24 protein-coding genes are annotated in these 25,627 nt (G+C 55.7%); 17 read left to right on the forward strand and 7 right to left on the reverse strand.

Annotation, left to right across the window (positions count from 1 at the left end):
• The first annotated feature begins 202 nt into the window (after window positions 1-202).
• The 11 genes from ELK40_RS20115 to npr all read left to right on the forward strand — a co-directional run bounded on the left by ELK40_RS20115 (window position 203) and on the right by npr (window position 8,122).
• Window positions 203-1,180, forward strand: a complete 978-nt coding sequence (locus tag ELK40_RS20115; protein WP_039260412.1) for a calcium/sodium antiporter — start codon at window positions 203-205, stop codon at window positions 1,178-1,180.
• A 13-nt stretch (window positions 1,181-1,193) separates the two neighbouring features.
• On the forward strand, window positions 1,194-2,180 hold the full coding sequence (kdsD, locus tag ELK40_RS20120) for an arabinose-5-phosphate isomerase KdsD (protein ID WP_127732414.1): 987 nt from the start codon (window positions 1,194-1,196) through the stop codon (window positions 2,178-2,180).
• Window positions 2,181-2,194: 14 nt separating this feature from the next.
• Window positions 2,195-2,761 carry a 3-deoxy-manno-octulosonate-8-phosphatase KdsC gene (gene kdsC, locus ELK40_RS20125; protein WP_048981180.1) on the forward strand — a complete coding sequence of 189 codons (567 nt, stop codon included), beginning with the start codon at window positions 2,195-2,197 and terminating at the stop codon, window positions 2,759-2,761.
• A complete protein-coding gene (lptC, locus tag ELK40_RS20130; protein WP_115876356.1) occupies window positions 2,758-3,333 on the forward strand; it encodes an LPS export ABC transporter periplasmic protein LptC in 576 nt (191 codons plus the stop codon). Before kdsC ends, lptC begins: the two co-directional genes overlap by 4 nt.
• Complete coding sequence (gene lptA / locus ELK40_RS20135; RefSeq protein ID WP_033146750.1) at window positions 3,302-3,856, forward strand: lipopolysaccharide ABC transporter substrate-binding protein LptA; 555 nt, start codon at window positions 3,302-3,304, stop codon at window positions 3,854-3,856. Before lptC ends, lptA begins: the two co-directional genes overlap by 32 nt.
• Before the next feature lie 6 nt (window positions 3,857-3,862).
• Window positions 3,863-4,588, forward strand: coding sequence for an LPS export ABC transporter ATP-binding protein (gene lptB, locus ELK40_RS20140; RefSeq protein WP_023309359.1), 726 nt, complete (start codon window positions 3,863-3,865; stop codon window positions 4,586-4,588).
• Window positions 4,589-4,635: 47 nt separating this feature from the next.
• A complete protein-coding gene (rpoN, locus tag ELK40_RS20145; RefSeq protein ID WP_111964974.1) occupies window positions 4,636-6,069 on the forward strand; it encodes an RNA polymerase factor sigma-54 in 1,434 nt (477 codons plus the stop codon).
• A 22-nt stretch (window positions 6,070-6,091) separates the two neighbouring features.
• Window positions 6,092-6,379 carry a ribosome hibernation promoting factor gene (hpf, locus tag ELK40_RS20150; RefSeq protein WP_111964975.1) on the forward strand — a complete coding sequence of 96 codons (288 nt, stop codon included), beginning with the start codon at window positions 6,092-6,094 and terminating at the stop codon, window positions 6,377-6,379.
• A gap of 82 nt (window positions 6,380-6,461) precedes the next feature.
• Window positions 6,462-6,953: a PTS IIA-like nitrogen regulatory protein PtsN gene (gene ptsN / locus ELK40_RS20155; protein WP_008501443.1), complete on the forward strand. Its 492-nt coding sequence runs from the start codon at window positions 6,462-6,464 to the stop codon at window positions 6,951-6,953.
• A 45-nt stretch (window positions 6,954-6,998) separates the two neighbouring features.
• Complete coding sequence (gene rapZ / locus ELK40_RS20160; protein ID WP_008501442.1) at window positions 6,999-7,853, forward strand: RNase adapter RapZ; 855 nt, start codon at window positions 6,999-7,001, stop codon at window positions 7,851-7,853.
• Complete coding sequence (gene npr, locus ELK40_RS20165) at window positions 7,850-8,122, forward strand: PTS phosphocarrier protein NPr (RefSeq protein ID WP_003861872.1); 273 nt, start codon at window positions 7,850-7,852, stop codon at window positions 8,120-8,122. Before rapZ ends, npr begins: the two co-directional genes overlap by 4 nt.
• Before the next feature lie 39 nt (window positions 8,123-8,161).
• Here the strand turns inward: npr and mtgA are convergent, their stop codons facing one another.
• From mtgA to lptF, 5 genes are all read right to left on the reverse strand, one after another.
• Entirely contained in the window at window positions 8,162-8,887 is a 726-nt protein-coding gene (mtgA, locus tag ELK40_RS20170; RefSeq protein WP_127732416.1) for a monofunctional biosynthetic peptidoglycan transglycosylase, read from the reverse strand.
• Window positions 8,884-9,537, reverse strand: coding sequence for an isoprenoid biosynthesis glyoxalase ElbB (elbB, locus tag ELK40_RS20175; protein ID WP_127732840.1), 654 nt, complete (start codon window positions 9,535-9,537; stop codon window positions 8,884-8,886). The genes mtgA and elbB overlap by 4 nt, the downstream gene beginning before the upstream one ends.
• Window positions 9,538-9,770: 233 nt before the next feature.
• On the reverse strand, window positions 9,771-12,104 hold the full coding sequence (arcB, locus tag ELK40_RS20180; protein ID WP_127732418.1) for an aerobic respiration two-component sensor histidine kinase ArcB: 2,334 nt from the start codon (window positions 12,102-12,104) through the stop codon (window positions 9,771-9,773).
• Window positions 12,105-12,239: 135 nt separating this feature from the next.
• On the reverse strand, window positions 12,240-13,322 hold the full coding sequence (lptG, locus tag ELK40_RS20185) for an LPS export ABC transporter permease LptG (protein ID WP_115876359.1): 1,083 nt from the start codon (window positions 13,320-13,322) through the stop codon (window positions 12,240-12,242).
• The gene (gene lptF / locus ELK40_RS20190) at window positions 13,322-14,422 is read right to left on the reverse strand and encodes an LPS export ABC transporter permease LptF (RefSeq protein WP_047650945.1); all 1,101 of its coding nucleotides are present in this window, start codon (window positions 14,420-14,422) and stop codon (window positions 13,322-13,324) included. The genes lptG and lptF overlap by 1 nt, the downstream gene beginning before the upstream one ends.
• 266 nt (window positions 14,423-14,688) lie before the next feature.
• Here lptF and pepA point away from each other — a divergent pair, with 266 nt between their 5' ends.
• From pepA to ELK40_RS20220, 5 genes are all read left to right on the forward strand, one after another.
• Window positions 14,689-16,200 (forward strand): leucyl aminopeptidase, encoded by a 1,512-nt coding sequence (gene pepA, locus ELK40_RS20200; RefSeq protein ID WP_023309366.1) that lies wholly within the window; start codon window positions 14,689-14,691, stop codon window positions 16,198-16,200.
• Between the two features lie 86 nt (window positions 16,201-16,286).
• Entirely contained in the window at window positions 16,287-16,730 is a 444-nt protein-coding gene (gene holC / locus ELK40_RS20205; protein ID WP_008502815.1) for a DNA polymerase III subunit chi, read from the forward strand.
• The gene (locus tag ELK40_RS20210) at window positions 16,730-19,585 is read left to right on the forward strand and encodes a valine--tRNA ligase (RefSeq protein WP_023309367.1); all 2,856 of its coding nucleotides are present in this window, start codon (window positions 16,730-16,732) and stop codon (window positions 19,583-19,585) included. The genes holC and ELK40_RS20210 overlap by 1 nt, the downstream gene beginning before the upstream one ends.
• Before the next feature lie 123 nt (window positions 19,586-19,708).
• Window positions 19,709-20,212: a GNAT family N-acetyltransferase gene (locus tag ELK40_RS20215; protein ID WP_045403561.1), complete on the forward strand. Its 504-nt coding sequence runs from the start codon at window positions 19,709-19,711 to the stop codon at window positions 20,210-20,212.
• An 83-nt stretch (window positions 20,213-20,295) separates the two neighbouring features.
• Window positions 20,296-21,315 carry an NAD(P)-dependent alcohol dehydrogenase gene (locus tag ELK40_RS20220; RefSeq protein ID WP_021242270.1) on the forward strand — a complete coding sequence of 340 codons (1,020 nt, stop codon included), beginning with the start codon at window positions 20,296-20,298 and terminating at the stop codon, window positions 21,313-21,315.
• A gap of 43 nt (window positions 21,316-21,358) precedes the next feature.
• On the opposite strand, the gene ELK40_RS20225 is transcribed toward ELK40_RS20220, so the two are convergent.
• A complete protein-coding gene (locus tag ELK40_RS20225; protein WP_127732420.1) occupies window positions 21,359-22,999 on the reverse strand; it encodes a dihydroxyacetone kinase subunit DhaK in 1,641 nt (546 codons plus the stop codon).
• Between the two features lie 137 nt (window positions 23,000-23,136).
• On the opposite strand from ELK40_RS20225, the gene ELK40_RS20230 reads away from it, so the two are divergent.
• Window positions 23,137-24,639, forward strand: a complete 1,503-nt coding sequence (locus ELK40_RS20230) for a helicase HerA-like C-terminal domain-containing protein (RefSeq protein ID WP_115876361.1) — start codon at window positions 23,137-23,139, stop codon at window positions 24,637-24,639.
• Here ELK40_RS20230 and ELK40_RS20235 read toward each other — a convergent pair.
• Window positions 24,619-25,560, reverse strand: a complete 942-nt coding sequence (locus ELK40_RS20235) for a TIGR01212 family radical SAM protein (RefSeq protein WP_115876362.1) — start codon at window positions 25,558-25,560, stop codon at window positions 24,619-24,621. The two genes, ELK40_RS20230 and ELK40_RS20235, sit on opposite strands and share 21 nt — an antisense overlap.
• Window positions 25,561-25,627 lie beyond the last annotated feature (67 nt).

Here is a 25,627-nt window from a genome sequence, read left to right on the forward strand (position 1 = left end):
ACGTTAAGGCATGTAGCCTGAATCAGCCCTAAACTCAGCATTTTTACAGAATAATAACCGTAGAGGTTAGCGAAAGCTGGCATTTGTTTTACTTTTCCGGCGCATAAAGTCAAAATTAGGAATTCGTTACGCCTCAGACTGTATGCAGTCCAGCCGTTCACGCGCGATGGACCGACGAGTATACCTGAAGAAAGGACTTTTGATGCTTTTAGCAACAGCACTGTTAATAATTGGTTTACTTTTGGTCGTCTACAGTGCTGACCGTTTAGTATTTGCTGCATCTATCCTGTGTCGCCTGACGGGCGTACCGCCTGTCGTCATCGGGATGACCGTGGTCAGTGTGGGAACGTCACTTCCTGAAATCATCGTCTCTGTCTCGGCATCGCTGCATGGTCAGTTAGACCTTGCAGTAGGCACCGCGATTGGCTCTAACATCGTCAATATACTCTTGATTTTAGGCCTGGCCGCACTGCTCCATCCATTTCGCGTGCATTCTGATGTTCTGCGCCGTGAATTGCCGCTAATGTTAATCGTAAGCCTGTTGGCAGGCTGCGTATTTTACGATGGCGTACTGAGCTATAGCGACGGCATTTTCCTGCTGGCGCTGGCCGTCATTTGGTTGCTGTATAGTGTTAAAATCGCCCGTCAGGCGGAAAAACAGGGTCAGGATAGCCTCACGCGTGAGCAGGTCGCCGAACTTCCGCGAGAAGGCACGCTGCCTGTTGCCCTGCTCTGGCTTGGTGTTGCGCTGATCATCATGCCGATGGCAACGCGTATGGTCGTGGATAACGCGACGGTGCTGGCGAACTATTTCGCCATCAGTGAACTTACCATTGGTCTGACGGTGATTGCCATCGGTACCAGCCTGCCGGAGCTGGCCACGGCCATTGCGGGGGCACGTAAAGGCGAAGATGACATTGCCATTGGTAATATCATCGGTTCCAACATATTTAATATCGCCATTGTGATGGGCCTTCCGGCCCTCATTACGCCAGGGCCCTTTAATCCCCTGGCGTTCTCGCGTGACTACGGCGTGATGTTATTGGTCAGCGTGATATTTGCCCTGCTCTGCTGGCGGCGGCAACGACAGATCGGCAAAGGCGCAGGCGCGCTGCTGACGGGTGGATTTATCGTATGGATGGCGATGCTGTACTGGCTCTCGCCTCTTCTCTCTGGGTAAACGGAAACGCATTATGTCGCAAATAGAATTGCAGCCGGGTTTTGACTTTCAGAAAGCAGGCAAAGAGGTTCTGGAGATTGAACGTGAAGGTCTGGCGCAGTTAGATCGGTACATTAATCAGGATTTTAGTCTGGCATGTGAGAAGATGTTCTACTGTGCTGGCAAAGTCGTGGTGATGGGGATGGGTAAGTCCGGCCACATTGGACGTAAAATGGCGGCAACATTTGCCAGCACCGGAACCTCTTCCTTCTTTGTACACCCGGGGGAAGCCGCGCACGGCGACCTGGGTATGGTCACGCCGCAGGATATCGTCATCGCACTGTCTAACTCCGGTGAGTCCAATGAAATTCTGGCGCTGATCCCGGTACTGAAACGACTGCAGGTGCCGCTTATTTGCATGACCAGCCGTCCGGAAAGTAGCATGGCGCGTGCGGCCGATATTCACCTGTGCGTGAAGGTTCCCAAGGAGGCCTGTCCGCTCGGCCTGGCGCCAACGTCCAGCACCACCGCAGCGCTGGTCATGGGTGATGCGCTTGCCGTCGCACTGCTTGAAGCCCGCGGTTTTACGCCGGAAGATTTCGCGCTTTCCCATCCGGGCGGCGCGCTGGGGCGCAAGCTGCTGCTTCGGGTAAACGATATTATGCACACCGGGGATGAGATCCCTCACGTCAGCAAAGAGGCCTCCCTACGTGATGCGCTGCTGGAAATCACCCGTAAGAATCTGGGTATGACGGTCGTGTGCGACGATCTGATGAAAATTCAGGGGATCTTCACCGATGGCGACCTGCGCCGCGTGTTCGACATGGGTGTTGATGTCCGTACCCTGGGCATTGCCGACGTGATGACGCCGGGCGGTATCCGCGTGCGTCCGGGTACGCTGGCCGTGGATGTGCTGAACCTGATGCAGTCCCGCCATATCACCTCCGTTATGGTTGCCGATGGCGAGCAGTTGCTCGGTGTGGTACATATGCATGATCTGCTGCGCGCAGGCGTAGTGTAATGAAGGATAAGACAATGAGTAATGCGGGTGCATCCCTTGCAACCTGTTATGGCCCGGTCAGTACCCAGATGATGGCAAAGGCGAAAAACATTCGTCTGCTCATCCTGGATGTGGATGGCGTACTCTCCGATGGCCTGATTTACATGGGCAATAATGGTGAAGAGCTGAAAGCATTTAACGTCCGCGACGGCTATGGTATCCGCTGTGCGCTCACCTCGGGTATTGAGGTGGCTATCATCACCGGGCGAAAAGCTAAACTGGTAGAAGACCGCTGTGAAACCTTAGGAATTACCCATCTGTATCAGGGGCAGTCCGATAAGATGGCGGCGTTTAAGGATTTACTGGGTAAACTGGCTATCGCACCGGAAAACGTGGCCTACGTTGGGGACGATCTGATTGACTGGCCCGTGATGGCTGAGGTCGGGCTGAGCATCGCCGTTGCCGATGCGCATCCGCTGCTGATCCCGCGCGCTGACTACGTTACCCACATCAACGGGGGCCGTGGTGCCGTCCGTGAAGTCTGCGATCTGCTCCTGCTGGCGCAGGGCAAGCTTGATGAGGCCAAAGGGCAATCGATATGAGTAAAACCAGACGCTGGATTATCATTTTGCTTTCGCTAGTCGCACTGGTATTGATTGGCGTGAACCTTGCCGATCGCGACGATACGCAAACAGAAGTGGTTAACAATAGCGATCCAACCTATAAAAGCGATCACAGCGAAACCGTGGTCTACAGCCCGGAAGGCGCGCTGAACTATCGCCTGATTGCCCAGCATGTTGAATATTTTTCAGATGACGGTATTTCGTGGTTTACCCAACCGGTGATGACCACATTCGATAAAGACAAAGTGCCGACGTGGTCAATTAAGTCAGATCGGGCCAAACTGACAAATGACCGTATGCTTTATCTGTACGGCCACGTTGAAGTCAACGCCCTGACCGCTGACTCGCAACTGCGAAAAATTACGACGGATAATGCCCAGATCAACCTGGTAACCCAGGACGTGACGTCACAGGATCTGGTCACACTGTATGGCACAACATTTAATTCCAGCGGTTTGAGAATGCGCGGGAACTTACGCAGCAAGAACGCCGAGCTGATTGAAAAGGTTAGAACCTCCTATGAAATTCAAAACAAACAAACTCAGCCTTAAAGTAATTATCGCCAGCGCGATGCTGGCGACCAGTCTCCCCGCGCTTGCTGTAACGGGCGATACCGACCAGCCGATTCATATCGAGTCCGACACCCAGTCTCTCGATATGCAGGGTAACGTCGTCACCTTCACGGGTAACGTCGTCATGACCCAGGGCACCATCAAAATTAACGCTGACAAAGTGGTCGTTACCCGTCCGGGTGGCGAGCAGGGCAAAGAGATCATTGATGGTTATGGCAACCCGGCAACCTTTTACCAGATGCAGGACAATGGCAAGCCGGTAAAAGGCCGCGCCTCGCATATGCACTACGAGCTGGCGAAGGACCTGGTAATCCTGACCGGAAACGCGTATCTGGAACAGCTGGACAGCAACATTACCGGCGACCAAATCACCTATCTGGTGAAAGAGCAAAAAATGCAGGCCTCCAGCGAGAAAGGTAAACGCGTCACGACCGTACTGGTTCCGTCGCAGCTGCAGGACAAAGGCAAGGGCCAGGCCCCGGCACAGAAGAAGAGTAACTAATCCGTTATGGCAACATTAACTGCAAAAAACCTCGCGAAGGCCTATAAGGGCCGCCGTGTCGTAGAAGATGTCAGTTTGACCGTCAACTCCGGCGAAATCGTGGGGCTGCTTGGCCCTAACGGTGCGGGTAAAACGACAACCTTCTACATGGTCGTTGGCATTGTGCCGCGCGATGCCGGCAACATAATCATTGACGATGAAGACATCAGTCTTCTGCCGCTTCACGCGCGCGCGCGTCGCGGGATCGGCTATCTGCCGCAGGAAGCCTCCATTTTCCGTCGTCTTAGCGTTTACGACAACCTGATGGCGGTCCTGCAAATTCGTAACGATCTGACCAGCGAACAGCGTCAGGATCGTGCCAACGAGCTGATGGAAGAGTTCCACATTGAGCATCTGCGCGACAGCCTCGGTCAGGCACTCTCCGGGGGCGAACGCCGTCGCGTTGAGATTGCGCGTGCGCTGGCCGCAAACCCTAAGTTTATCCTTCTGGATGAACCGTTTGCGGGTGTTGACCCGATCTCGGTTATCGACATTAAACGTATCATTGAACACCTGCGCGACAGCGGGCTTGGCGTACTGATCACCGACCACAACGTCCGTGAAACGCTGGCCGTATGTGAACGCGCGTATATTGTGAGCCAGGGCAATCTGATCGCCCACGGTACGCCACAGCAGATCCTCGAAGACGATCATGTTAAGCGCGTCTATCTTGGGGAAGACTTCAGACTCTGATAGGGTAGAGGTAACGTAACGCCGAACCGGAGAAAAATGCTCTGAACATGAAGCAAGGTTTGCAATTAAGGCTCAGCCAACAACTGGCGATGACGCCGCAGCTACAGCAGGCAATTCGCCTGTTGCAACTGTCCACGTTAGAACTTCAGCAGGAGCTCCAGCAGGCGCTGGACAGCAACCCCCTGCTGGAACAAACCGATCTTCATGACGAGGTAGATACTCAGCAGTCACAGGACACTGAAGCGCTTGATACCGCCGACGCACTCGAACAAAAAGAGATGCCCGACGAGCTTCCGCTGGATGCCAGCTGGGATGAAATCTACACCGCCGGAACGCCTTCCGGTACGCGTGCGGACTACCAGGATGATGAGCTACCGGTCTATCAGGGAGAAACCACCCAGTCGCTGCAGGATTACCTGATGTGGCAGGTGGAACTCACTCCCTTCTCCGATACCGACCGCGCGATTGCCACCTCAATTGTCGATGCCGTTGACGACACCGGCTATTTGACCGTCACGCTTGACGATATTCTGGAAAGCATGGGCGACGAAGAGATAGAGCTTGAGGAAGTTGAAGCCGTTCTGAAGCGCATCCAGCGTTTCGATCCGGTAGGCGTAGCCGCAAAAGATCTGCGCGACTGCCTGCTAATCCAGCTTTCTCAGTTCAGCAAAGAGACGCCATGGCTCGACGAGGCGCGCGTGATTATCAGCGATCACCTGGATCTGCTGGCGAACCACGATTTCCGCACCCTGATGCGCGTCACGCGCCTGAAAGAAGATGTGCTGAAAGAAGCGGTGAATCTGATCCAGTCACTCGATCCACGCCCGGGACAGTCAATCCAGACCAGCGAGCCTGAGTACGTTATTCCGGACGTGCTGGTCAGAAAACACAATGGCCGCTGGGTCGTTGAACTGAATTCAGACAGCATCCCTCGCCTGCAAATCAACCAGCAGTATGCCTCCATGTGCACCAGCGTGCGTAACGACTCCGACAATCAATATATTCGTAGCAATCTTCAGGAAGCGCGATGGCTGATCAAAAGTCTTGAGAGCCGAAATGATACGCTGCTACGCGTCAGCCGCTGTATTGTCGAACAGCAGCAGGCTTTCTTTGAGCAGGGCGAAGAGTATATGAAACCGATGGTGCTGGCGGATATCGCCCAGGCCGTCGAGATGCATGAATCAACCATTTCCCGTGTCACCACGCAGAAGTATCTGCATAGTCCACGCGGTATTTTTGAGCTTAAGTATTTCTTCTCCAGCCATGTGAATACCGAGGGCGGCGGCGAAGCGTCGTCAACGGCCATTCGTGCCCTGGTGAAGAAGTTGATCGCCGCGGAGAACCCCGCGAAGCCGCTAAGCGACAGTAAGTTAACCACCATGCTGTCCGATCAGGGTATTATGGTGGCACGTCGTACTGTTGCGAAGTATCGAGAGTCTTTATCCATTCCGCCGTCCAACCAGCGTAAACAGCTGGTCTGACACAACCGATAAGGAAGACACTATGCAGCTCAACATCACTGGACAAAACGTCGAAATTACTGAGGCTTTACGCGAATTCGTGAACGCGAAGTTTGCAAAACTCGAGCAGTATTTCGAAAGGATCAATCAGGTCTATATTGTGTTGAAAGTGGAGAAAGTGACTCATATCTCGGATGCCACCCTGCATGTTAACGGGGGTGAACTGCATGCCAGTGCGGAAGGGCAAGACATGTACGCTGCTATCGACGGCTTGATTGATAAGCTTGCGCGACAGCTCAATAAACATAAAGATAAACTGAAACAACACTAATTGTCCGGGCAGTTAACGGGTGCAGGACGGCCTGTTGTGAAACACAACAGGCCATTTGTACAGTTAGCGCTTAGGTGAAATTATGATGAACAACGATTCCGCTCTTCAACTGAGCAATGTCCTTAACCAGGAATGTACCCGCAGTGCGGTTCACTGCCAGAGCAAAAAACGTGCGCTGGAGATCATCAGTGAACTGGCTGCTAAACAGCTGGGCCTGCCGCCGCAGGTGGTGTTCGAAGCGATTCTGACCCGTGAAAAAATGGGCAGTACCGGTATCGGCAACGGCATCGCGATCCCACACGGCAAACTGGAAGAGGATACCCTGCGTGCCGTTGGTGTGTTTGTGCAGCTTGAAACACCCATCGCCTTCGATGCCATTGATAACCAGCCCGTCGATCTCCTTTTCGCGCTGCTGGTGCCTGCCGATCAGACGAAAACCCACCTGCATACGCTGTCGCTGGTCGCAAAACGTCTGGCCGATAAAACCATTTGCCGTCGACTGCGCTCGGCCCAAAGTGATGAAGAGCTCTACCAAATTATCACTGAAGCAGAAGGCAATCAGGATGATGCATAACCAGGAGATGGCCTTCACATCTGTTGTCCTGAGGAGAAACGGAACATGGTGCTGATGATTGTCAGTGGCCGTTCAGGGTCGGGGAAATCCGTTGCTCTGCGCGCGCTGGAAGACATGGGTTTTTACTGCGTTGATAACCTGCCGGTCGTGTTGTTGCCCGATCTGGCGCGCACGCTTGCGGAGAGACAAACCTCTGCAGCCGTCAGTATCGACGTCCGTAACATGCCTGAATCGCCAGAGATCTTCGAACAGGCAATGAGCAACCTGCCTGACACGTTCTCGCCTCAGCTGCTGTTCCTTGATGCAGACCGCAATACGCTAATCCGTCGCTACAGCGATACCCGTCGCTTGCACCCGCTTTCCAGTAAGAACCTCTCTCTGGAGAGTGCTATCGATGAAGAGAGCGACCTGCTGGAGCCGCTGCGTTCTCGTGCCGACCTGATTGTCGACACCTCTGAGATGTCCGTTCACGAGCTGGCAGAAATGCTGCGCACCCGGTTATTGGGTAAACGCGAGCGTGAACTGACGATGGTGTTCGAATCCTTTGGCTTCAAGCACGGTATCCCGATTGATGCGGATTATGTTTTCGACGTGCGCTTCCTGCCGAACCCGCACTGGGATCCGAAGCTGCGTCCCATGACCGGCCTGGACAAACCCGTCGCGGCCTTCCTCGACCGGCACACAGAAGTACACAATTTTATCTACCAGACGCGAAGCTACCTTGAGCTATGGTTACCTATGCTGGAGACAAACAATCGTAGCTACCTGACGGTAGCGATTGGCTGTACCGGTGGTAAACATCGTTCGGTTTATATCGCCGAACAGCTGGCCGACTATTTCCGCTCGCGCGGTAAGAACGTTCAGTCCCGTCATCGCACGCTGGAAAAACGTAAAACATGACCGTAAAACAGACCGTTGAGATCACCAATAAGCTGGGCATGCATGCACGCCCGGCGATGAAGCTGTTTGAGCTGATGCAGGGTTTCGATGCAGAGGTTCTGCTGCGAAATGACGAAGGCACCGAAGCGGAAGCGAACAGCGTGATCGCGCTGCTGATGCTGGATTCCGCCAAAGGGCGCCAGATTGAAGTCGAAGCCACCGGACCTCAGGAAGAGGAAGCGTTGGCAGCTGTGATTGCGCTGTTTAATGCAGGGTTTGACGAAGATTAAGGTCAGCTATTAAGGCGGGTAGCGCTGCGCTTACCCGCCCTACATTAATTTATTGCTCTCCATAAACCCTTCCCCTCCCAACTGACGCATCTGGCGCATGATCCACGCCTGACGGCTACGCACGTACCCTGACGGGGCACTGGCTTTAAAACGGATGGGATTAGGCAGAACAGCCGCGAGCAGCGCCGCCTCCGACATGCTCAGCTTGCTGGCGGGTTTATTAAAATAGCGTTGAGATGCAGCTTCGACACCAAATACCCCGTCACCAAACTCGGCAACGTTGAGATACACGGTCAGAATGCGTTTTTTGCTCCAGACCGTTTCCATCCCCAGGGTCAACCCCGCTTCCAGCCCCTTTCGCACCCAGCTGCGGCCGTCCCACAGAAACAGATTTTTGGCCGTCTGCTGCGACAAGGTTGACGCACCGCGCACGCGGTTTTCATGGCGTTCATTATGGGCTAGCGCCTTCTCAATGGCCGCAACGTCGAATCCCCAGTGCTCCGGGAATTTCTGATCCTCCGCTGCGATGACCGCCAGCCCCATGAACGGCGAGATCTCGTCCATGCTCACCCAGTCAGAATGGGCAACATAGCCGAAATCACCGCTGAGCCACGCGCCGAGCTGACGCTCAACCATCACAGCGGAGAACGGGACCGGCATAATGCTGAACAGGGCGAGTCCACCGCCCCAAAACACCGCCAGCACCAGAACGATGCGCAACAGGATACGTTTTACCCACGCGCCAGCACCGGATTGACGACTCATTCAGCCAGCACCAGCACTCGGGCGACCAGCTTTTCGATCCCCATAGCCGCTTCTGCAATATTCTGCGCCAGCATATACGCAGGCGTGGTGACTATTTTGTTATCTTCATCAACCACAATGTCATCCACCGGGCACGGAACGTGTTCGCCCCCCATTTCCTCTACGATTTCCGCGGTATCAATATCCGTCCCGATGGTCAGGCGCAGCGGGAAATCAAAAATCCTGGGCAACATCGCCGGTGCGATACAGATAAAGCCCAGCGGTTTCCCTGCCGCATGCATGGCCTGCGACAGCGCTTTGAGATGAGGATCGATCTGACACTCCGCGCCCTGCTCGGCAAAGGTACTGAGATTTTTGGCCGCGCCAAACCCACCCGGCACAATGAGCGCATCAAGCTCTGCAGGGTCTGCCTGAATAAGAGGATGGATATCACCTCGCGCAATACGCGCGGCTTCAACCAGCACATTACGGGTTTCCGGCATCGGCTCACCGGTCAGATGATTGATCACATCCGACTGATTTTTGTCTGGCGCAAAACAAATAACCTCCGCTCCCTGCTTAGCCAGGGCCAGCAGCGTGATTACGGCTTCATGTATCTCAGAACCATCGTAAACACCGCATCCGCTCAGCACGACACCAATCTTTTTCATCATGACAATCCTTTTCTGCAACTTGCTGAAGCACATTAATAATTTTGATTAAAACGCTATGCTTCACACATTTCACTGATTCATGTAACAAATCATTTAAGATTTGCTATCTTATCTGCGTGCGGCCTAAATTTTTCAGGCAGCGCCCTTTCGAAAATAACTTTAAAAAAACAGGCGCAGCCACGATTTCCCTGGTGTTGGCGCAGTATTCGCGCACCCCGGTTAAGCCGGGGTCATTTTTTTCTGGCGTCGACCCAGGCTTTAAGCACCGCAACATCGTTTTGCCACTCTTGTTTCATCTCTTCAACCCAATCACCCACGTTATCTTCCCATGCAGGTAAATCAGGCGACTGAATCTGTTGACCCAGCTGCTGAAGATGGCGCAAACCGACCGAGCCGGCGGCACCTTTAATTTTATGTCCTTCTTCGACGATGCCTTTCTGGTCCCGGGCCGTCAGGTTTGATTCCAGAACGCTCAGATAGCCCGGCATCATTTTTTCGAAGACCGCCAGACCATCGGTAATCAGTTTCGGGCCTACCAGATCGATATACTGCTCCAGCATCGCGGTATCGAGTATCGTTTGGGCTTTTGCGCTATCAACAGACGTCATGGTGCTCTCCTCTTCATCACGGGTATCCCAGAACTTCTTAATCATGGCGGTCAGAGCAGGCACCGCCAGCGGCTTACTGAGTACATCGTCCATACCGGCATCGAGATACTCTTTTTTATCTTTTAGCACGTTCGCCGTCAGCGCCACCAGCGGCGGCAGTTCGTCGGCCGCGTACTGACGCGTCAGCTCACGCGAGATATCCAGCCCGGTCATATCCGGCAGCTGGATATCAAGCAGCACAAGGTCGTATTCGCCCGGTTTAAACATCTCCAGTGCGGCCTTACCGGTCATCGCGACATCCACGCTGTTGCCCAGTTTTTCCAGCACCGAGCGAGCCACAATCACGTTCAGCTCAATATCCTCCACCAGCAGAACGTGCAGGGCAGGCAGCGGCATATCGTCATTTTCGAAGGTATCTTCTACCTCTTCCGCCACCGCCGGCGCATGGACCGTCAGCGTGAAGGTTGACCCTTTGCCCGGCTGGCTGGCAACGGTGATATCGCCGCCCATGCTCTTCGCCAGACGTTTAGAGACCGCCAGGCCAATGCCTGTTCCGGTCGCCGGTTTTCCGCCGTTGCTGTCCTTCACCTGGTAGTACATGGCAAAGATTTTGTCCTGCTCCTCCTGCGGAATACCAATCCCGGAATCCTCCACCTCGAAGTGCAGCATATCTCCTTCGTCATAGCGTATGCGCACCGCCACCAGCCCCTTCTGGGTAAATTTCACCGCGTTGCTGATAAGGTTCCACAGGATCTGGCGCAGACGCGTGCCGTCAGTCACCACTTTATGCGGCAGCGGCAGGGTTGGCTCCATGACAAAACTCAGTCCCTTCTGCTGCGCCTGCAGGCCGGACAGGTTTTCGAGATCGGCAAGGAAGCTGGTGAAATCAACAGGCTGATTATCAAGCTGAACTTTACGGCGCTCCATCTTATCCATATCAATAATATCGTTGAAGATATTACCCAGCGTGACCGCTGAGACATGAATAGTCTTGAGGTATTTTTCCTGCTCTGCGGTCAGGTCGGTATCCAGCAGAATACGGCTCAGCCCGACAATGCCGTTAAGCGGCGTGCGCAGCTCGTGGCTGATGGTGGAGATAAAGGTGGTCTTGTCGCGACTGGCGCGCTCCAGGGCATCCTGATAGCGCTTACGCTCGGTGATATCGCGGCCAAAGCCCATCAGGCCGTGGCGTTTGCCCACGCGGTCATAGTACGGCACCTTACGGATCTCAAAACAGGCTTTGCGTCCGTCCGGGTAATCCAGCCACTGTTCATAGGTCAGCGAGACGTTATGACGGAAGACTTTTTCGTCGGTCTCCATGACCTTGGCCGCCGCCTCTTCAGAGTAAACGTCCTGCGGCTTCAGGTGAATCAGCTGCTTCTCGCTTTTCCCGGTGAGTAACTCCATCGCCCGGTTACAGCCGGAAAACTCTTTATCTTCATTGCGGTAAAACACCAGGTCCGGCGACGCATCGAGGAACGACCGCAGGAAAGAGGATTGCTGCTCAAGCTGGATCTGCGTGACCTCGCGCTCTTTCATTTCGATTTTCAGCTGCTCCAGCGTGGCCTGACGTTCGGCTTCCGCCTTCTCACGATCGGAGATCTCCTGATTCAGCTGCGCAATGTTGTCTTTGAGCTGGACGTTGAGCTTCAGGTCGCGCTCACGCATCTCTTCCAGTTTATCGACCAGCTTAGACAAACGCTGACGGGACTCTTCCAGCTGTTCAACCACCACGGAAAGGAAATAGACCGCCCAGGGGGTAATGAGCAAGCCAAAGAAGATGGAGCGGATGACGTCGATACTCTCGACCTGACCATGCAGAACCATAGTAACGGCCATTTGCACGACAATGGCCAGAACGACCAGCGCCAGCGCAAGCAGCATGGAGAAACGCACCAGCCCAAGCTTCATCATCAGGTCGACGTAATACTGGGCAAGCATTCGAATTTGCTTCATAGAGGATCCCTTCACGACGTTATCGCTCAATAATACTCAAATTCGCGGCGGGACGTTGAAGGTTGTGAGAAAAAGTGCGGGATGAAACAGGAGATTAGCCTCGCTCCCGGGTAACCGGAAGCGAGGAGAGGTCCTTCAGGAGCGTTTCAACATCAGCCAGAGGCTGATCAGGAGGAAGCTGGCGCTTGGCAGCAGCGCACCAATTATCGGCGGAATGCCATAAACCAGCGTCAGCGGACCGAAGATCTGATCGAGCACGTAGAACACAAAGCCGAAGCTGATGCCGGTCACGACGCGAACCCCCATCGGCACGCTGCGCAACGGACCGAAGATAAACGACAGCGCCATCAGCATCATTACCGCCACGGACATTGGCTGGAAGATTTTGCTCCACATGTTGAGCTGATAACGTCCCGCATCCTGTCCGCTCGACTTCAGATATTTCACATAGTTGTGCAGACCGCTGATAGAGAGCGCGTCAGGATCCAAGGCAACAACACCGAGCTTGTCAGGCGTCAGGTTGGTCTTCCACGTGCCGGTTACCGTCTGAGAACCCGTAATCTGTTTCGGATCGGTCAGGTCGGATTCATCAACCTGGGACAACCGCCACTGCTTATGTTCGGCGTCAAATTTCGCCGAAGAGGCGTGGCGAACGGACTGCAGACGGCGCTGGTCATCGAAAGCGTAGATGCTCACCCCGCCCAGTTCATCATTCCCCTTCACCCGTTCGATGTAGACGAAGTTTTTACCGTCTTTAGCCCATAAACCTTGCTGAGTCGAGAGCAGTGAACCACCGTACATGGCCTGAGCACGGTAGTTACGCGCCATCTGTTCACCCTGAGGCGCAACCCATTCGCCAATCGCCATGGTCAACAGCACCAGTGGGATTGCGGTTTTCATCACCGACAGCGCAACCTGCATGCGGGTAAAACCCGAGGCCTGCATTACGACCAGCTCGCTGCGCTGCGCCAGCATTCCCAGCCCCAGCAGCGCACCCAGCAGGGCCGCCATCGGGAAGAAGATCTGCACATCTTTCGGCACGCTGAGCAGGGTATACATCCCCGCGCCCAGCGCGTCATAGCTCCCCTGCCCGGCTTTTTTCAGCTGATCGACAAATTTGATAATGCCGGAGAGCGACACCAGCATGAACAACGTCATCATGATGGTGGTAAAAATGGTTTTACCGATATAGCGATCAAGAACGCCAAACGCCTGCATTAGATGGCTCCTTTACGCGAGAATCGGGCACGTATACGGCGCACAGGCACCGTATCCCACAGGTTTAACCCCAGCGCCAGTAAGATGTACAGGCTGTTGACGAACCATGTCCAGACCATAGGGTCCAGCTTACCCTTCGCGCCGTTGGAACGAATCGAGGTTTGCAGCAGGAAATAGATCAGGTAAAGCAGCATCGCCGGCAGCATAGAGAGCACGCGCCCCTGACGCGGGTTCACCACACTCAGCGGAACGACAATCAGCGCCATCATAAACACGGTGAAGACGAGCGTGATACGCCAGTGGAACTCAGCGCGCGCCCGGTCAGTATCGGTATTCCAGAGGGTACGCATGTCCATTTGCTCGGTATCCGTTGGATCGAGCGCCACGGTCTGATGGCCGATAATGGCCTGATAGTTCTGGAAATCCGTAATACGGAAGTCGCGCAGCATCGCGGTGCCTTCGAAACGGGTACCTTTGTTCAGCGTCACGACCTGTGAACCATCTTTGCGCTGAGCAAGCTGACCGGAGTCTGCAACCACCACTGAAGGACGCGCGTTTCCTTTGGGACGCAGCTGCGCAAGGAAGACGTCGTTGAATTTACTGCCGTCAACGCTCTCAATAAACAGCACTGAGTTTCCGTCGGTTGCCTGCTGGAACTGCCCCTGGGCTAACGCCGCCATGCCGGGGTTGGCTTTCGCTTCGGCCAGCACTTCGTCCTGATGGCGGGAAGACATGGGCCCCGCCCACATCACATTCACCGCCGCAACGATACCCGTGAACAGCGCCAGTATCATGGCGGCTTTCACCAGCACCGCTTTGCTCAGGCCGCAGGCGTGCATCACCGTGATTTCACTCTCGGTGTAGAGTTTCCCAAGCGTCATGAGAAGGCCAAGGAAAAGACTTAGCGGCAGGATAAGCTGCGCCATTTCCGGGATCCCTAAACCAAGCAGGGAAAGTACCAGATTTGTTGGAATTTCGCCGTCAACGGCCGCACCGAGGATCTTAACCAGCTTCTGACAGAAAAAAATCAGCAGCAGGATGAAAAGGATCGCCAGTTGGCTTTTGAGCGTCTCCCGCACCAGATATCTTATGATTATCACTTTAAATACGCCCGTAAAAACCCGTCTCTTTGCTGGAAAATCGCTTGTTTCATGGCTTAAACGTCATTTATTCTCTTGAGTCGTCGAAATCATCGCTAAGATTAAAACATCCGGCGGATTCACGCTTCAGGATTGTTTCTGACGTGTCGAAACCGTAGTAACGTAAGATTAACACGAAGTCACCACAACAGCGGACATGAGTTACGAAAGGTTTCAATTCTATCCGTAGCTGCCGCCGTTGTCTTTAAGATTCAGGAGCGTAGTGCATGGAGTTCAGTGTAAAAAGCGGTAGCCCGGAGAAACAGCGGAGTGCCTGCATCGTTGTGGGCGTCTTTGAACCACGCCGACTCTCCCCGATCGCCGAGCAACTCGATAAAATCAGTGACGGCTATATTAGCGCCCTGCTGCGCCGTGGCGAACTGGAAGGCAAACCTGGGCAGACGCTGTTACTGCACCATGTTCCGAACGTACTGTCAGAACGTATTCTGCTGATTGGCTGCGGCAAAGAACGCGAGCTGGATGAACGTCAGTATAAGCAGGTGATTCAGAAAACAATCAATACGCTGAATGATACTGGCTCAATGGAAGCCGTCTGCTTCCTGACCGAGCTGCACGTCAAAGGGCGTAACACCTACTGGAAAGTGCGTCAGGCGGTTGAAACGGCAAAAGAGAGCCTGTACAGCTTCGATCAGCTGAAAACCAATAAAAGCGAGCCGCGTCGTCCGCTGCGTAAAATGGTCTTTAACGTGCCAACCCGTCGTGAACTGACCAGCGGTGAACGCGCCATTCAACACGGTCTGGCCATTGCAGCCGGCATTAAAGCGGCTAAAGATCTCGGCAACATGCCGCCGAACATCTGTAACGCGGCTTACCTGGCTTCTCAGGCGCGTCAGCTGGCCGACGCCTACAGCAAAAACGTCATTACCCGCGTCATCGGCGAACAGCAGATGAAAGAGCTGGGGATGCACTCTTATCTGGCGGTCGGTAACGGCTCGCAAAACGAATCCCTGATGTCGGTCATTGAGTACAAAGGCAACCCGTCCGAAGACGCACGCCCGATTGTGCTCGTCGGTAAAGGCCTGACCTTCGACTCCGGCGGTATCTCCATCAAGCCTGCCGAAGGCATGGATGAGATGAAGTACGACATGTGCGGTGCGGCGGCGGTTTACGGCGTGATGCGGATGGTTGCGGAACTTCAGTTGCCTATCAACGTGATCGGCGTTCTGGCGGGCTGCGAAAATATGCCTGGCGGCCGCGCCTATCGTCCGGGGGACGTTCTGACCACCATGTCCGGCCAGACCGTTGAAGTGCTGAATACCGACGCCGAAGGCCGTCTGGTACTCTGTGACGTGTTGACCTACGTTGAGCGCTTCGAGCCGGAAGCGGTGATTGACGTCGCCACGCTCACCGGAGCCTGTGTGATTGCGCTGGGCCATCACATTACCGGCCTGATGTCGAACCACAATCCGCTGGCGCACGAGCTGATTGGTGCGTCAGAGCAGGCCGGGGACCGCGCATGGCGTCTACCGCTGGGTGACGAATATCAGGATCAGCTGGAGTCTAACTTTGCGGATATGGCGAACATCGGCGGACGTCCTGGCGGGGCGATCACCGCGGGCTGCTTCCTGGCGCGCTTCACCCGCAAGTACAACTGGGCGCACCTGGATATCGCGGGCACCGCGTGGCGCTCCGGCAAGGCCAAAGGCGCAACCGGTCGCCCGGTAGCGCTGTTGTCGCAGTTCCTGCTCAATCGTGCGGGTTTTAACGGCGACGAGTAAGTCAAAACGGCAGTAAACCGTAGGCCGGGTAAGGCGAAGCCGCCGCCCGGCTTAAGCATTTAAAGTGAGCACAAGAAGCCCCATATATGAAGAATGCAACGTTCTACCTTCTGGACAACGACACCCATCAGGATGGCCTCAGCGCCGTCGAACAGCTGGTGTGTGAAATTGCCGCAGAACGTTGGCGCGCAGGCAAACGCGTGTTGATAGCCTGTGAAGATGAGCAGCAGGCGATTCGTCTCGATGAAGCGCTGTGGGCCCGCCCGCCGGAGAGTTTTGTTCCGCATAACCTGTCAGGCGAAGGTCCGCGCGGCGGGGCACCGGTTGAAATTGCCTGGCCGCAAAAGCGCAACAGCAGCGCGCGCGACATTCTGATTAGCCTGCGGATAGATTTTGCAGATTTTGCCACCGCTTTCACAGAAGTGGTAGACTTTGTCCCTTACGAAGAATCTTTGAAACAACTGGCGCGCGAACGCTACAAAGCGTACCGCCTGGCTGGTTTTAACCTGAATACGGCAACCTGGAAATAATGGAAAAGACATATAACCCACGCGATATCGAACAGCCGCTTTACGAGCACTGGGAACAGCAGGGCTATTTCAAGCCTAACGGCGACGAAAGCAAAGAGTCCTTCTGCATCATGATCCCGCCGCCGAACGTCACCGGCAGTTTGCATATGGGTCATGCTTTCCAGCAGACCATCATGGACACCATGATCCGTTACCAGCGCATGCAGGGCAAAAACACCCTGTGGCAGGCGGGGACTGACCACGCGGGTATCGCGACCCAGATGGTGGTTGAGCGTAAAATTGCCGCTGAAGAAGGAAAAACCCGCCACGACTACGGTCGCGACGCTTTTATCGACAAAATCTGGCAGTGGAAAGCGGAATCTGGCGGCACCATTACCCGTCAGATGCGTCGTCTCGGCAACTCTGTGGACTGGGAGCGCGAGCGCTTCACCATGGATGAAGGCCTGTCCAATGCCGTTAAAGAAGTCTTCGTTCGCCTGTATAAAGAAGACCTGATTTACCGCGGCAAACGCCTGGTAAACTGGGATCCGAAACTGCGCACCGCCATCTCTGACCTGGAAGTGGAAAACCGCGAGTCTAAAGGCTCCATGTGGCACATCCGCTATCCGCTGGCCGACGGTGCAAAAACCGCCGACGGCAAAGATTACCTGGTGGTCGCGACCACCCGTCCGGAAACCCTGCTGGGCGATACCGGCGTGGCCGTTAACCCAGAAGATCCGCGTTATAAAGATTTGATCGGCAAATTCGTGGTGCTGCCGCTGGTAAACCGCCGTATTCCGATTGTGGGCGACGAACACGCCGACATGGAAAAAGGCACCGGCTGCGTGAAAATTACCCCGGCGCACGACTTCAATGACTATGAAGTGGGTCGTCGTCACGCCCTGCCGATGATCAACATTCTGACCTTCGACGGCGATATCCGCGAAAGCGCAGAAGTGTACGACACCAAAGGCAACGAATCCGACGTTTATTCCAGCGACATCCCGGCGGAGTTCCAGAAGCTGGAACGTTTTGCCGCGCGTAAAGCGATCGTGGCTGCCGTTGACGCACTGGGCCTGCTGGAAGAGATCAAGCCTCACGACCTGACCGTGCCGTACGGCGACCGTGGTGGCGTGGTAATCGAGCCAATGCTGACCGACCAGTGGTACGTGCGTGCCGACGTGCTGGCGAAACCGGCTGTTGAAGCGGTTGAGAACGGCAGCATTCAGTTCGTGCCGAAGCAGTACGAAAACATGTACTTCTCCTGGATGCGCGATATTCAGGACTGGTGTATCTCTCGTCAGCTGTGGTGGGGTCACCGTATCCCGGCATGGTACGACAATGAAGGCAACGTCTACGTTGGCCGTAGCGAAGACGAAGTGCGTCAGGAAAACAATCTGAGCGCAGACGTTGCGCTGCGTCAGGACGAAGACGTGCTGGACACCTGGTTCTCCTCCGCGCTGTGGACTTTCTCCACCCTCGGCTGGCCAGAAAACACCGACGCGCTGCGTCAGTTCCATCCAACCAGCGTGATGGTGTCCGGTTTCGACATCATCTTCTTCTGGATTGCCCGCATGATCATGATGACCATGCACTTCATCAAAGACGAAGACGGCAAGCCGCAGGTTCCGTTCCATACCGTCTACATGACCGGTCTGATCCGCGACGACGAAGGCCAGAAGATGTCCAAATCCAAGGGTAACGTCATTGACCCGCTGGACATGGTTGACGGTATCTCTCTGGAAGATCTGCTGGAAAAACGCACCGGCAACATGATGCAGCCGCAGCTGGCTGAGAAAATCCGCAAGCGCACCGAGAAGCAGTTCCCGAACGGGATTGAGTCTCACGGTACCGACGCCCTGCGCTTCACCCTGGCGGCGCTGGCCTCTACCGGCCGTGACATCAACTGGGACATGAAGCGTCTGGAAGGTTACCGTAACTTCTGTAACAAGCTGTGGAACGCCAGCCGCTTCGTGCTGATGAACACCGAAGATCAGGATTGTGGCTTCAACGGTGGCGAAATGACGCTGTCTCTGGCTGACCGCTGGATCCTGGCGGAATTCAACCAGACGGTGAAAGCGTTCCGCGAGGCGCTGGACAGCTACCGCTTCGACATCGCGGCGGGCATCCTGTATGAATTCACCTGGAACCAGTTCTGCGACTGGTATCTGGAGCTGGCGAAGCCGGTCATGAACGGCGGCACTGAAGCGGAACTGCGCGGCACGCGCAACACGCTGATTACCGTTCTGGAAGGCCTGCTGCGCCTGGCGCACCCGGTTATTCCATTCATCACCGAGACCATCTGGCAGCGCGTGAAGGTGATTGCTGGCATCAACGCAGATACCATCATGCTGCAGCCGTTCCCGGAATTCGATGCGGCGAAAGTCGATGAAGCGGCATCAGCGGATACCGAGTGGCTGAAGCAGGCGATCGTTGCAGTACGTAACATCCGTGCTGAAATGAACATTGCCCCTGGCAAACCGCTGGAGCTGCTGCTTCGTGGCTGCAGCGAAGCTGCCGTTCGTCGCGTCACAGAGAACAACACCTTCCTGAAAACCATGGCGCGTCTGGAAAGCATCACCGTGCTGCCTGCGGATGACAAAGGTCCGGTTTCCGTGACCAAAATCATCGACGGCGCCGAGCTGCTGATCCCGATGGCGGGTCTGATCGACAAAGACGCCGAGCTGGCTCGTCTGGCGAAAGAAGTGGCGAAAGTCGACGTGGAAATTGGCAAAATCGAAAGCAAGCTGGCGAACGAAGGCTTTGTCGCCCGCGCGCCGGAAGCGGTCATCGCGAAAGAGCGTGAGCGTCTGGTTGCCTTCGCCGATGCGAAGACCAAGCTGATTGAGCAGCAGGCGGTTATCGCTGCCCTGTAATGCTTTTACCCCTTACGCTTCAGAGCGTAAGGGGTATCCTTCCTGAAAACTCCTCGCTTGCACTCCCCTTTCTGCGGTGCTATTAACAGCAGTTATGTGTCAATTTTTGTAATGAGTAATGCTATGAGCGTGATTACCCCCGTCGCGACGACGATGCGCCGGATCGCTGAGCAGGATAACCCGGCTATCGCCGCCGTTATCCGCACCGTTTCTGCCGAATATGGCCTGACGGCTGACAAAGGCTACACGGTTGCCGACCCGAACCTGGACGCGCTTTACCAGCTCTACAGCCAGCCAGGGCACGCCTACTGGGTAATCGAGCAGAACGGCCAGGTTGTCGGAGGCGGCGGCGTGGCGCCCCTCAGCTGCAGCGAGCCGGATATCTGCGAGCTGCAGAAAATGTATTTCCTGCCAACGGCGCGCGGGCAAGGACTGGCGAAAAAGCTGGCGCTGATTGCTCTGGATCATGCGCGCAAGCAGGGTTTTACCCGCTGCTACCTTGAAACGACCGCCTTCCTCAAAGAGGCCATCGGCCTGTATGAACATCTGGGCTTTGAGCATATCGATGCGCCGCTGGGCTGTACCGGCCACGTTGATTGCGAAGTCAGAATGCTGAAAAGTCTGTAACTTTCGTTCCTGCCCTCTTCTGTTAAGCGGCTGTAAACTGAATGCTCTACACTCTCAGTTCACACCACAACGGGGGAAACACGATGTCGAAGATAAAAAGCTACGCCGCACCGCAGGCGGGTGCAGAACTTGAGCTGTACGAGTACGATGCGGGCGAACTAAAAGCAGAAGACGTCGAAGTACAGGTTGATTACTGCGGGATCTGCCACTCGGATCTCTCGATGATCGACAACGAATGGGGCTTCTCCAGCTATCCGCTGGTTGCCGGACACGAAGTCATTGGCCGCGTCGTGGCGCTCGGTAGCGCCGCGCAGGACAAAGGGCTGAAAGTGGGCCAGCGCGTGGGCATTGGCTGGACGGCACGCAGCTGTGGTCACTGCGATGCCTGTATCAGCGGCAATCAAATCAACTGCCTCGAAGGCGCCGTTCCCACCATTCTCAACAAAGGTGGTTTTGCCGATAAACTGCGCGCCGACTGGCAATGGGTCATCCCGCTGCCGGACAGCATTGATATCGAATCCGCCGGTCCGCTGCTGTGCGGCGGTATCACCGTCTTCAAACCGCTGCTGATGCACCATATCACCGCTACCAGCCGCGTCGGCGTCATTGGTATCGGCGGACTGGGGCATATTGCCATTAAGCTGCTGCACGCGATGGGCTGTGAAGTCACGGCGTTCAGCTCGAACCCGGCCAAAGAGAAAGAAGTGCTGGCGATGGGGGCGGATAAAGTGGTGAATAGCCGCGATCCGCAGGCGCTGAACGCGCTGGCGGGCCAGTTTGATCTGATCATCAACACCGTTAACGTGGATCTCGACTGGCAGCCGTACTTTGAAGCGCTGGCCTACGGCGGTAACTTCCACACCGTGGGTGCGGTGATGAAGCCGCTGCCGGTTCCGGCGTTTACCCTGATCGGTGGGGATCGCAGCATATCCGGTTCTGCTACCGGTACGCCGTACGAGCTGCGCAAACTGATGAAATTCGCCGGACGCACCAAAGTGGCGCCGACCACCGAACTGTATCCAATGTCGAAAATCAACGAAGCGATCCAGCACGTGCGCGACGGTAAAGCCCGCTACCGCGTGGTGCTGAAAGCGGATTTCTGATGTGAGTTTGCCGGGTGGCGGCTTCGCCTTACCCGGCCTACTTTCACTGCTGCGCCAATACGTTAAATACTTCCGCTACCGCGACCGCTCCCGGATCCATTACCCCATCCAGGTTCTCTTTATTGACATACGACGAGCGTCCCGCGCCGGCTTTCGCCATTTTCGCCGTTGCTTCGGCACCGTGCTGTGCTGCCTTCGCCGCTGCCTCGATATCTCCCTTCAGCAACGCCTCCAGCGCCGGTTGCAGCGCGTCGATCAGCGTGCGATCGCCGAGATCTGCCCCACCGTACTGCTTCATCTGCGCCAGTCCGCTGAGCAAGGCCTCAGGGAGTGGCTGACCATCGTGAAGCTTTTGCCCGGCCGCAGTGAAGAAGATCGACATCAGCACCCCGCTCGACCCGCCCATCACCGTCGCCAGCCGCTCGCCAACCAGCAGCAGCAGCTTAGACACATCATTAAGCGGGAGCGTGTTCTCCTCCAGTCGCTGCGCAATATCCCGCGCCCCTTGCGCAAAGGTGGAGCCGGTATCGCCATCACCCACTTTCGCATCCAGCGCGTTCAGGCGGTTTTCCAGCTGGATCAGCGTTTTTGTCACTGAGAAGACACACGCTCCTACCTGCGGATTGTCCGATGAGGTATATTCCACTCGATCATGAATGGCGCTGTGCTCAACGGTACGCAGTGGCGCAAACGCCACGGGCTTCTGCCAGCCCAGCGTCTCGACATCGGCGTAAATCGCCTTTTCGAAGAAATCAGTGAGCTTCAGCAGCGTCAGCGAAAAGCCTTTCATATCCAGCGCGCTGACCAGCGGCGCTGGGCCAATCAGGTACGCGATGTTCTCTTTCAGCGCCGAGTGCGCCAGCTCTTTGGTCAGCAGCGCCATCTCCAGCGCCGATACGCCGCCAAGATTGTTAATCAATACCGCAAAACGCCCCTCGCCCGCCTGCGCGCGTAACGGCGTCACCAGGGTGTCGATAATGGCTTTGCTGTTTTGCGTATCCACCACGGAAGCCCCGGGCTCGCCGTGAATGCCCAGGCCCAGCTCGACATGGCCTTGTTTAATCCGCCCCTCTTCATCGTCGCTGCCCGGCAGGTTGCACGTTTGCATCGCCACGCCCAGGCTCCAGAGGTTATCGCAGGCCTGTTGCGCAATATCCCGCACCTCGCTCAGCGATTTCCCCTGCTCCGCCGCATAGCCCGCAATCTTGTGCACCAGTGCCGTACCGGCAATACCGCGCGGCTGCTTGTTATCCGGCAGCGCGATATCGTCCGCCACGATCACCATCTCCACCTTAAGACCGTAACGTTTAGCCTTTTCCGCCGCCAGACCAAAGTTCAGGCGATCGCCGGTGTAGTTTTTTACGATCAGCAGACAGCCCCGGTCGCCCGTGACCGCCACAATGGCATTCAGCACCGCATCCACGCTCGGCGAAGCAAAAAGATCACCACACACTGCCGCCGTCAGCATCCCTTTGCCGACAAACCCGGCGTGCGCGGGTTCGTGGCCTGAGCCGCCGCCGGAGATCACCGCCACGCGGCTTTTGTCCCAGTCGCCGCGTGCGACGATCCTGATGGCCGGATCGATATCAAGCTTGACGAGATTAGCGTGTGGTGCAGAAAGCAGTATGCCTTCAATGGCATCGTTGACCAGCTGTTTGCGATCGTTAAAGAAGAATCTGGACATAGTTTCCCACTATTTTGTGAACCGTATGCAAAAGCATAGTCCGCGCTGGATAATGCGCCGCAAAGTCAGGAATTTACTCAACCAAATTGCGGCCAGGTTGCCTATACTCCACCCAGGACTAAGAGAGGAAGCGCATCATGAGTACACCATTGTTAATTGCCAGGACGCTGGAAAAAGAGCTGTATTTACTGCCCGCGATGGCGAACCGCCACGGTCTGATCACCGGAGCGACCGGGACGGGGAAAACCGTCACCCTGCAAAAGCTGGCGGAGTCGCTTTCAGAGATTGGCGTACCGGTCTTTATGGCTGACGTGAAAGGCGATTTAACCGGTGTGGCTCAGGATGGGACGGCATCTGAAAAACTGCTCGAGCGGCTGAAAAATATTGGCATCACGGACTGGACCCCGCACGGTAACCCGGTGGTGGTGTGGGATATCTTTGGTGAGAAAGGCCACCCGGTGCGCGCCACCGTCTCCGATCTCGGCCCGCTGCTGCTGGCCCGTCTGCTTAACCTCAACGACGTGCAGTCCGGCGTGCTGAATATTATCTTCCGCATTGCCGACGATCAGGGACTGCTGCTGCTTGATTTCAAAGATCTACGCGCCATTACGCAATACATCGGCGATAACGCCAAATCCTTCCAGAACCAGTACGGCAATATCAGCAGCGCCTCGGTGGGCGCTATTCAGCGCGGTCTACTGACGCTTGAGCAGCAGGGCGCTGAGCATTTCTTTGGTGAACCCATGCTGGATATCAAAGACTGGATGCGCACCGACAGCAGTGGCAAAGGCATTATTAACATTCTGAGCTCCGAGAAGCTCTATCAGATGCCGAAACTCTATGCCGCCAGCCTGCTGTGGATGCTCTCCGAACTGTACGAACAGTTACCGGAAGCGGGCGATCTGGAAAAACCGAAGCTGGTGTTCTTCTTTGACGAAGCGCATCTGCTGTTTAACGACGCGCCGCAGGTATTGCTGGATAAAATTGAACAGGTCATTCGCCTGATCCGCTCCAAAGGCGTCGGCGTCTGGTTTGTCTCGCAAAACCCGTCCGATATCCCCGACAACGTGCTCGGGCAGCTCGGCAACCGCGTGCAGCATGCCCTGCGCGCCTTTACGCCAAAAGATCAGAAAGCGGTGAAAGCCGCCGCGCAAACCATGCGCGCCAATCCTGCCTTTGATACCGAAGCGGCGATTCAGGCGCTAGGCACCGGTGAAGCGCTGATCTCGTTCCTGGATGCGAAGGGCAGCCCGTCTGTGGTAGAACGCGCCATGGTGATCGCGCCTTGCTCGCGCATGGGGCCGGTGACCGACGATGAGCGCAACGGCCTGATTAACCACTCTCCGGTTTATGGGAAATACGAAGACGAGGTGGATCGCGAGTCCGCGTTCGAGATGCTGCAAAAAGGGGTCCAGGCGACAACGGAATCGCAGGATGCGCCTGCCGCTAAAGGGCAATCTGTCGCCGTTGATGACGGCATTCTCGGTGGGCTCAAAGACATTCTGTTCGGCAGCACCGGGCCGCGCGGCGGCAAGCGCGACGGCGTGGTGCAGACCATGGCGAAAAGCGCAGCCCGACAGGTCACCAATCAAATCGTGCGCGGCATGCTGGGGAGTTTGCTAGGCGGCCGTCGCCGCTAGACGCGGAATCCAGGGGCGGCCCAGCGCCGAACCCTGTACGCCGTTCTCCTGAAGATAGCGGTCAATTTCCACCATCCCCGTCCAGCGGTTCTCACACCATAGCGGTGCCAGAAGCGTTGGACGGCGGGCGCTGGCCGAGATGCGATGGTAGACAATATCCGGCGGCGTATGGCGAATCATCTCCCCCGCTGTCACCGTATAGTCTTCAAGCTCAATACCGCTTAACCGCCCAGCCTCCCAGGCTTTCGCCATAATACTGCCCTTCACGATATGCAGCGGGTGCAGCTTAATGCCGTCCACGCCGGTTTCAACCACCTTTTCCAGCGTTTCAAGACCATGCTGTTGACCCTCGCCGGGTAACCCAACAATCAGATGCGAGCAGACCTTCAGCCCGCGCTCGCGGGCCAGGCGCGTGGTGCGCTGGTAGCAGGCGAAATCATGGCCACGGTTAATACGGTGCAGCGTTTTGTCGTGCGCGGTCTGCAAGCCCAGCTCCAGCCAGATCTCGTAGCCTTGTTCTTTGTACTCGCTGAGCAGGTCCAGTACCGCGTCCGGTACGCAGTCCGGGCGTGTGCCCACGCAAAGCCCAACAATATTGGCCTGGCTGACGGCCTGCTGATACATAGAGCGCAGCACCTGCACTTCCGCCCACGTGCTGGTGTAGGCCTGGAAATAGGCCAGATATTGCTTCGCGCGGTTCACCAGGCTGGCCTGGCGGGCAAGCTGTTCAGCGATAGATTTATGTCGCTGGGCCTCGTCAGCAAAGGATGCAACGTTACAGAAGGTGCAGCCGCCGCGCCCGATGGTGCCATCGCGATTCGGGCAGCTAAACCCGCCGTGCAGCGTCAGCTTATGAACCTTTTGCCCGTACCGCTGCAAAAGATCCCCACCAAACATATTGACTAATTTCTGTAACTGCATAATCTGATAGACCGTCCCGGAGAAAGGGGACAAGCCTGCCACTTTTAGCCTCTGTCGGCGATGACCT

Source organism: Enterobacter sp. N18-03635 (assembly GCF_004006055.1).
GTDB lineage: Bacteria > Pseudomonadota > Gammaproteobacteria > Enterobacterales > Enterobacteriaceae > Enterobacter > Enterobacter vonholyi.

Excerpts from the sequence above, each read along its gene's own strand:
- ELK40_RS20115 (WP_039260412.1), top strand. The coding sequence starts at position 203 with ATGCTTTTAGCAACAGCACTGTTAATAATTGGTTTACTTTTGGTCGTC.
- kdsD (WP_127732414.1), top strand. The coding sequence starts at position 1,194 with ATGTCGCAAATAGAATTGCAGCCGGGTTTTGACTTTCAGAAAGCAGGC.
- kdsC (WP_048981180.1), top strand. The coding sequence starts at position 2,195 with ATGAGTAATGCGGGTGCATCCCTTGCAACCTGTTATGGCCCGGTCAGT.
- lptC (WP_115876356.1), top strand. The coding sequence starts at position 2,758 with ATGAGTAAAACCAGACGCTGGATTATCATTTTGCTTTCGCTAGTCGCA.
- lptA (WP_033146750.1), top strand. The coding sequence starts at position 3,302 with ATGAAATTCAAAACAAACAAACTCAGCCTTAAAGTAATTATCGCCAGC.
- lptB (WP_023309359.1), top strand. The coding sequence starts at position 3,863 with ATGGCAACATTAACTGCAAAAAACCTCGCGAAGGCCTATAAGGGCCGC.
- rpoN (WP_111964974.1), top strand. The coding sequence starts at position 4,636 with ATGAAGCAAGGTTTGCAATTAAGGCTCAGCCAACAACTGGCGATGACG.
- hpf (WP_111964975.1), top strand. The coding sequence starts at position 6,092 with ATGCAGCTCAACATCACTGGACAAAACGTCGAAATTACTGAGGCTTTA.
- ptsN (WP_008501443.1), top strand. The coding sequence starts at position 6,462 with ATGATGAACAACGATTCCGCTCTTCAACTGAGCAATGTCCTTAACCAG.
- rapZ (WP_008501442.1), top strand. The coding sequence starts at position 6,999 with ATGGTGCTGATGATTGTCAGTGGCCGTTCAGGGTCGGGGAAATCCGTT.
- npr (WP_003861872.1), top strand. The coding sequence starts at position 7,850 with ATGACCGTAAAACAGACCGTTGAGATCACCAATAAGCTGGGCATGCAT.
- mtgA (WP_127732416.1), bottom strand. The coding sequence starts at position 8,887 with ATGAGTCGTCAATCCGGTGCTGGCGCGTGGGTAAAACGTATCCTGTTG.
- elbB (WP_127732840.1), bottom strand. The coding sequence starts at position 9,537 with ATGAAAAAGATTGGTGTCGTGCTGAGCGGATGCGGTGTTTACGATGGT.
- arcB (WP_127732418.1), bottom strand. The coding sequence starts at position 12,104 with ATGAAGCAAATTCGAATGCTTGCCCAGTATTACGTCGACCTGATGATG.
- lptG (WP_115876359.1), bottom strand. The coding sequence starts at position 13,322 with ATGCAGGCGTTTGGCGTTCTTGATCGCTATATCGGTAAAACCATTTTT.
- pepA (WP_023309366.1), top strand. The coding sequence starts at position 14,689 with ATGGAGTTCAGTGTAAAAAGCGGTAGCCCGGAGAAACAGCGGAGTGCC.
- holC (WP_008502815.1), top strand. The coding sequence starts at position 16,287 with ATGAAGAATGCAACGTTCTACCTTCTGGACAACGACACCCATCAGGAT.
- ELK40_RS20210 (WP_023309367.1), top strand. The coding sequence starts at position 16,730 with ATGGAAAAGACATATAACCCACGCGATATCGAACAGCCGCTTTACGAG.
- ELK40_RS20215 (WP_045403561.1), top strand. The coding sequence starts at position 19,709 with ATGAGCGTGATTACCCCCGTCGCGACGACGATGCGCCGGATCGCTGAG.
- ELK40_RS20220 (WP_021242270.1), top strand. The coding sequence starts at position 20,296 with ATGTCGAAGATAAAAAGCTACGCCGCACCGCAGGCGGGTGCAGAACTT.
- ELK40_RS20225 (WP_127732420.1), bottom strand. The coding sequence starts at position 22,999 with ATGTCCAGATTCTTCTTTAACGATCGCAAACAGCTGGTCAACGATGCC.
- ELK40_RS20230 (WP_115876361.1), top strand. The coding sequence starts at position 23,137 with ATGAGTACACCATTGTTAATTGCCAGGACGCTGGAAAAAGAGCTGTAT.
- ELK40_RS20235 (WP_115876362.1), bottom strand. The coding sequence starts at position 25,560 with ATGCAGTTACAGAAATTAGTCAATATGTTTGGTGGGGATCTTTTGCAG.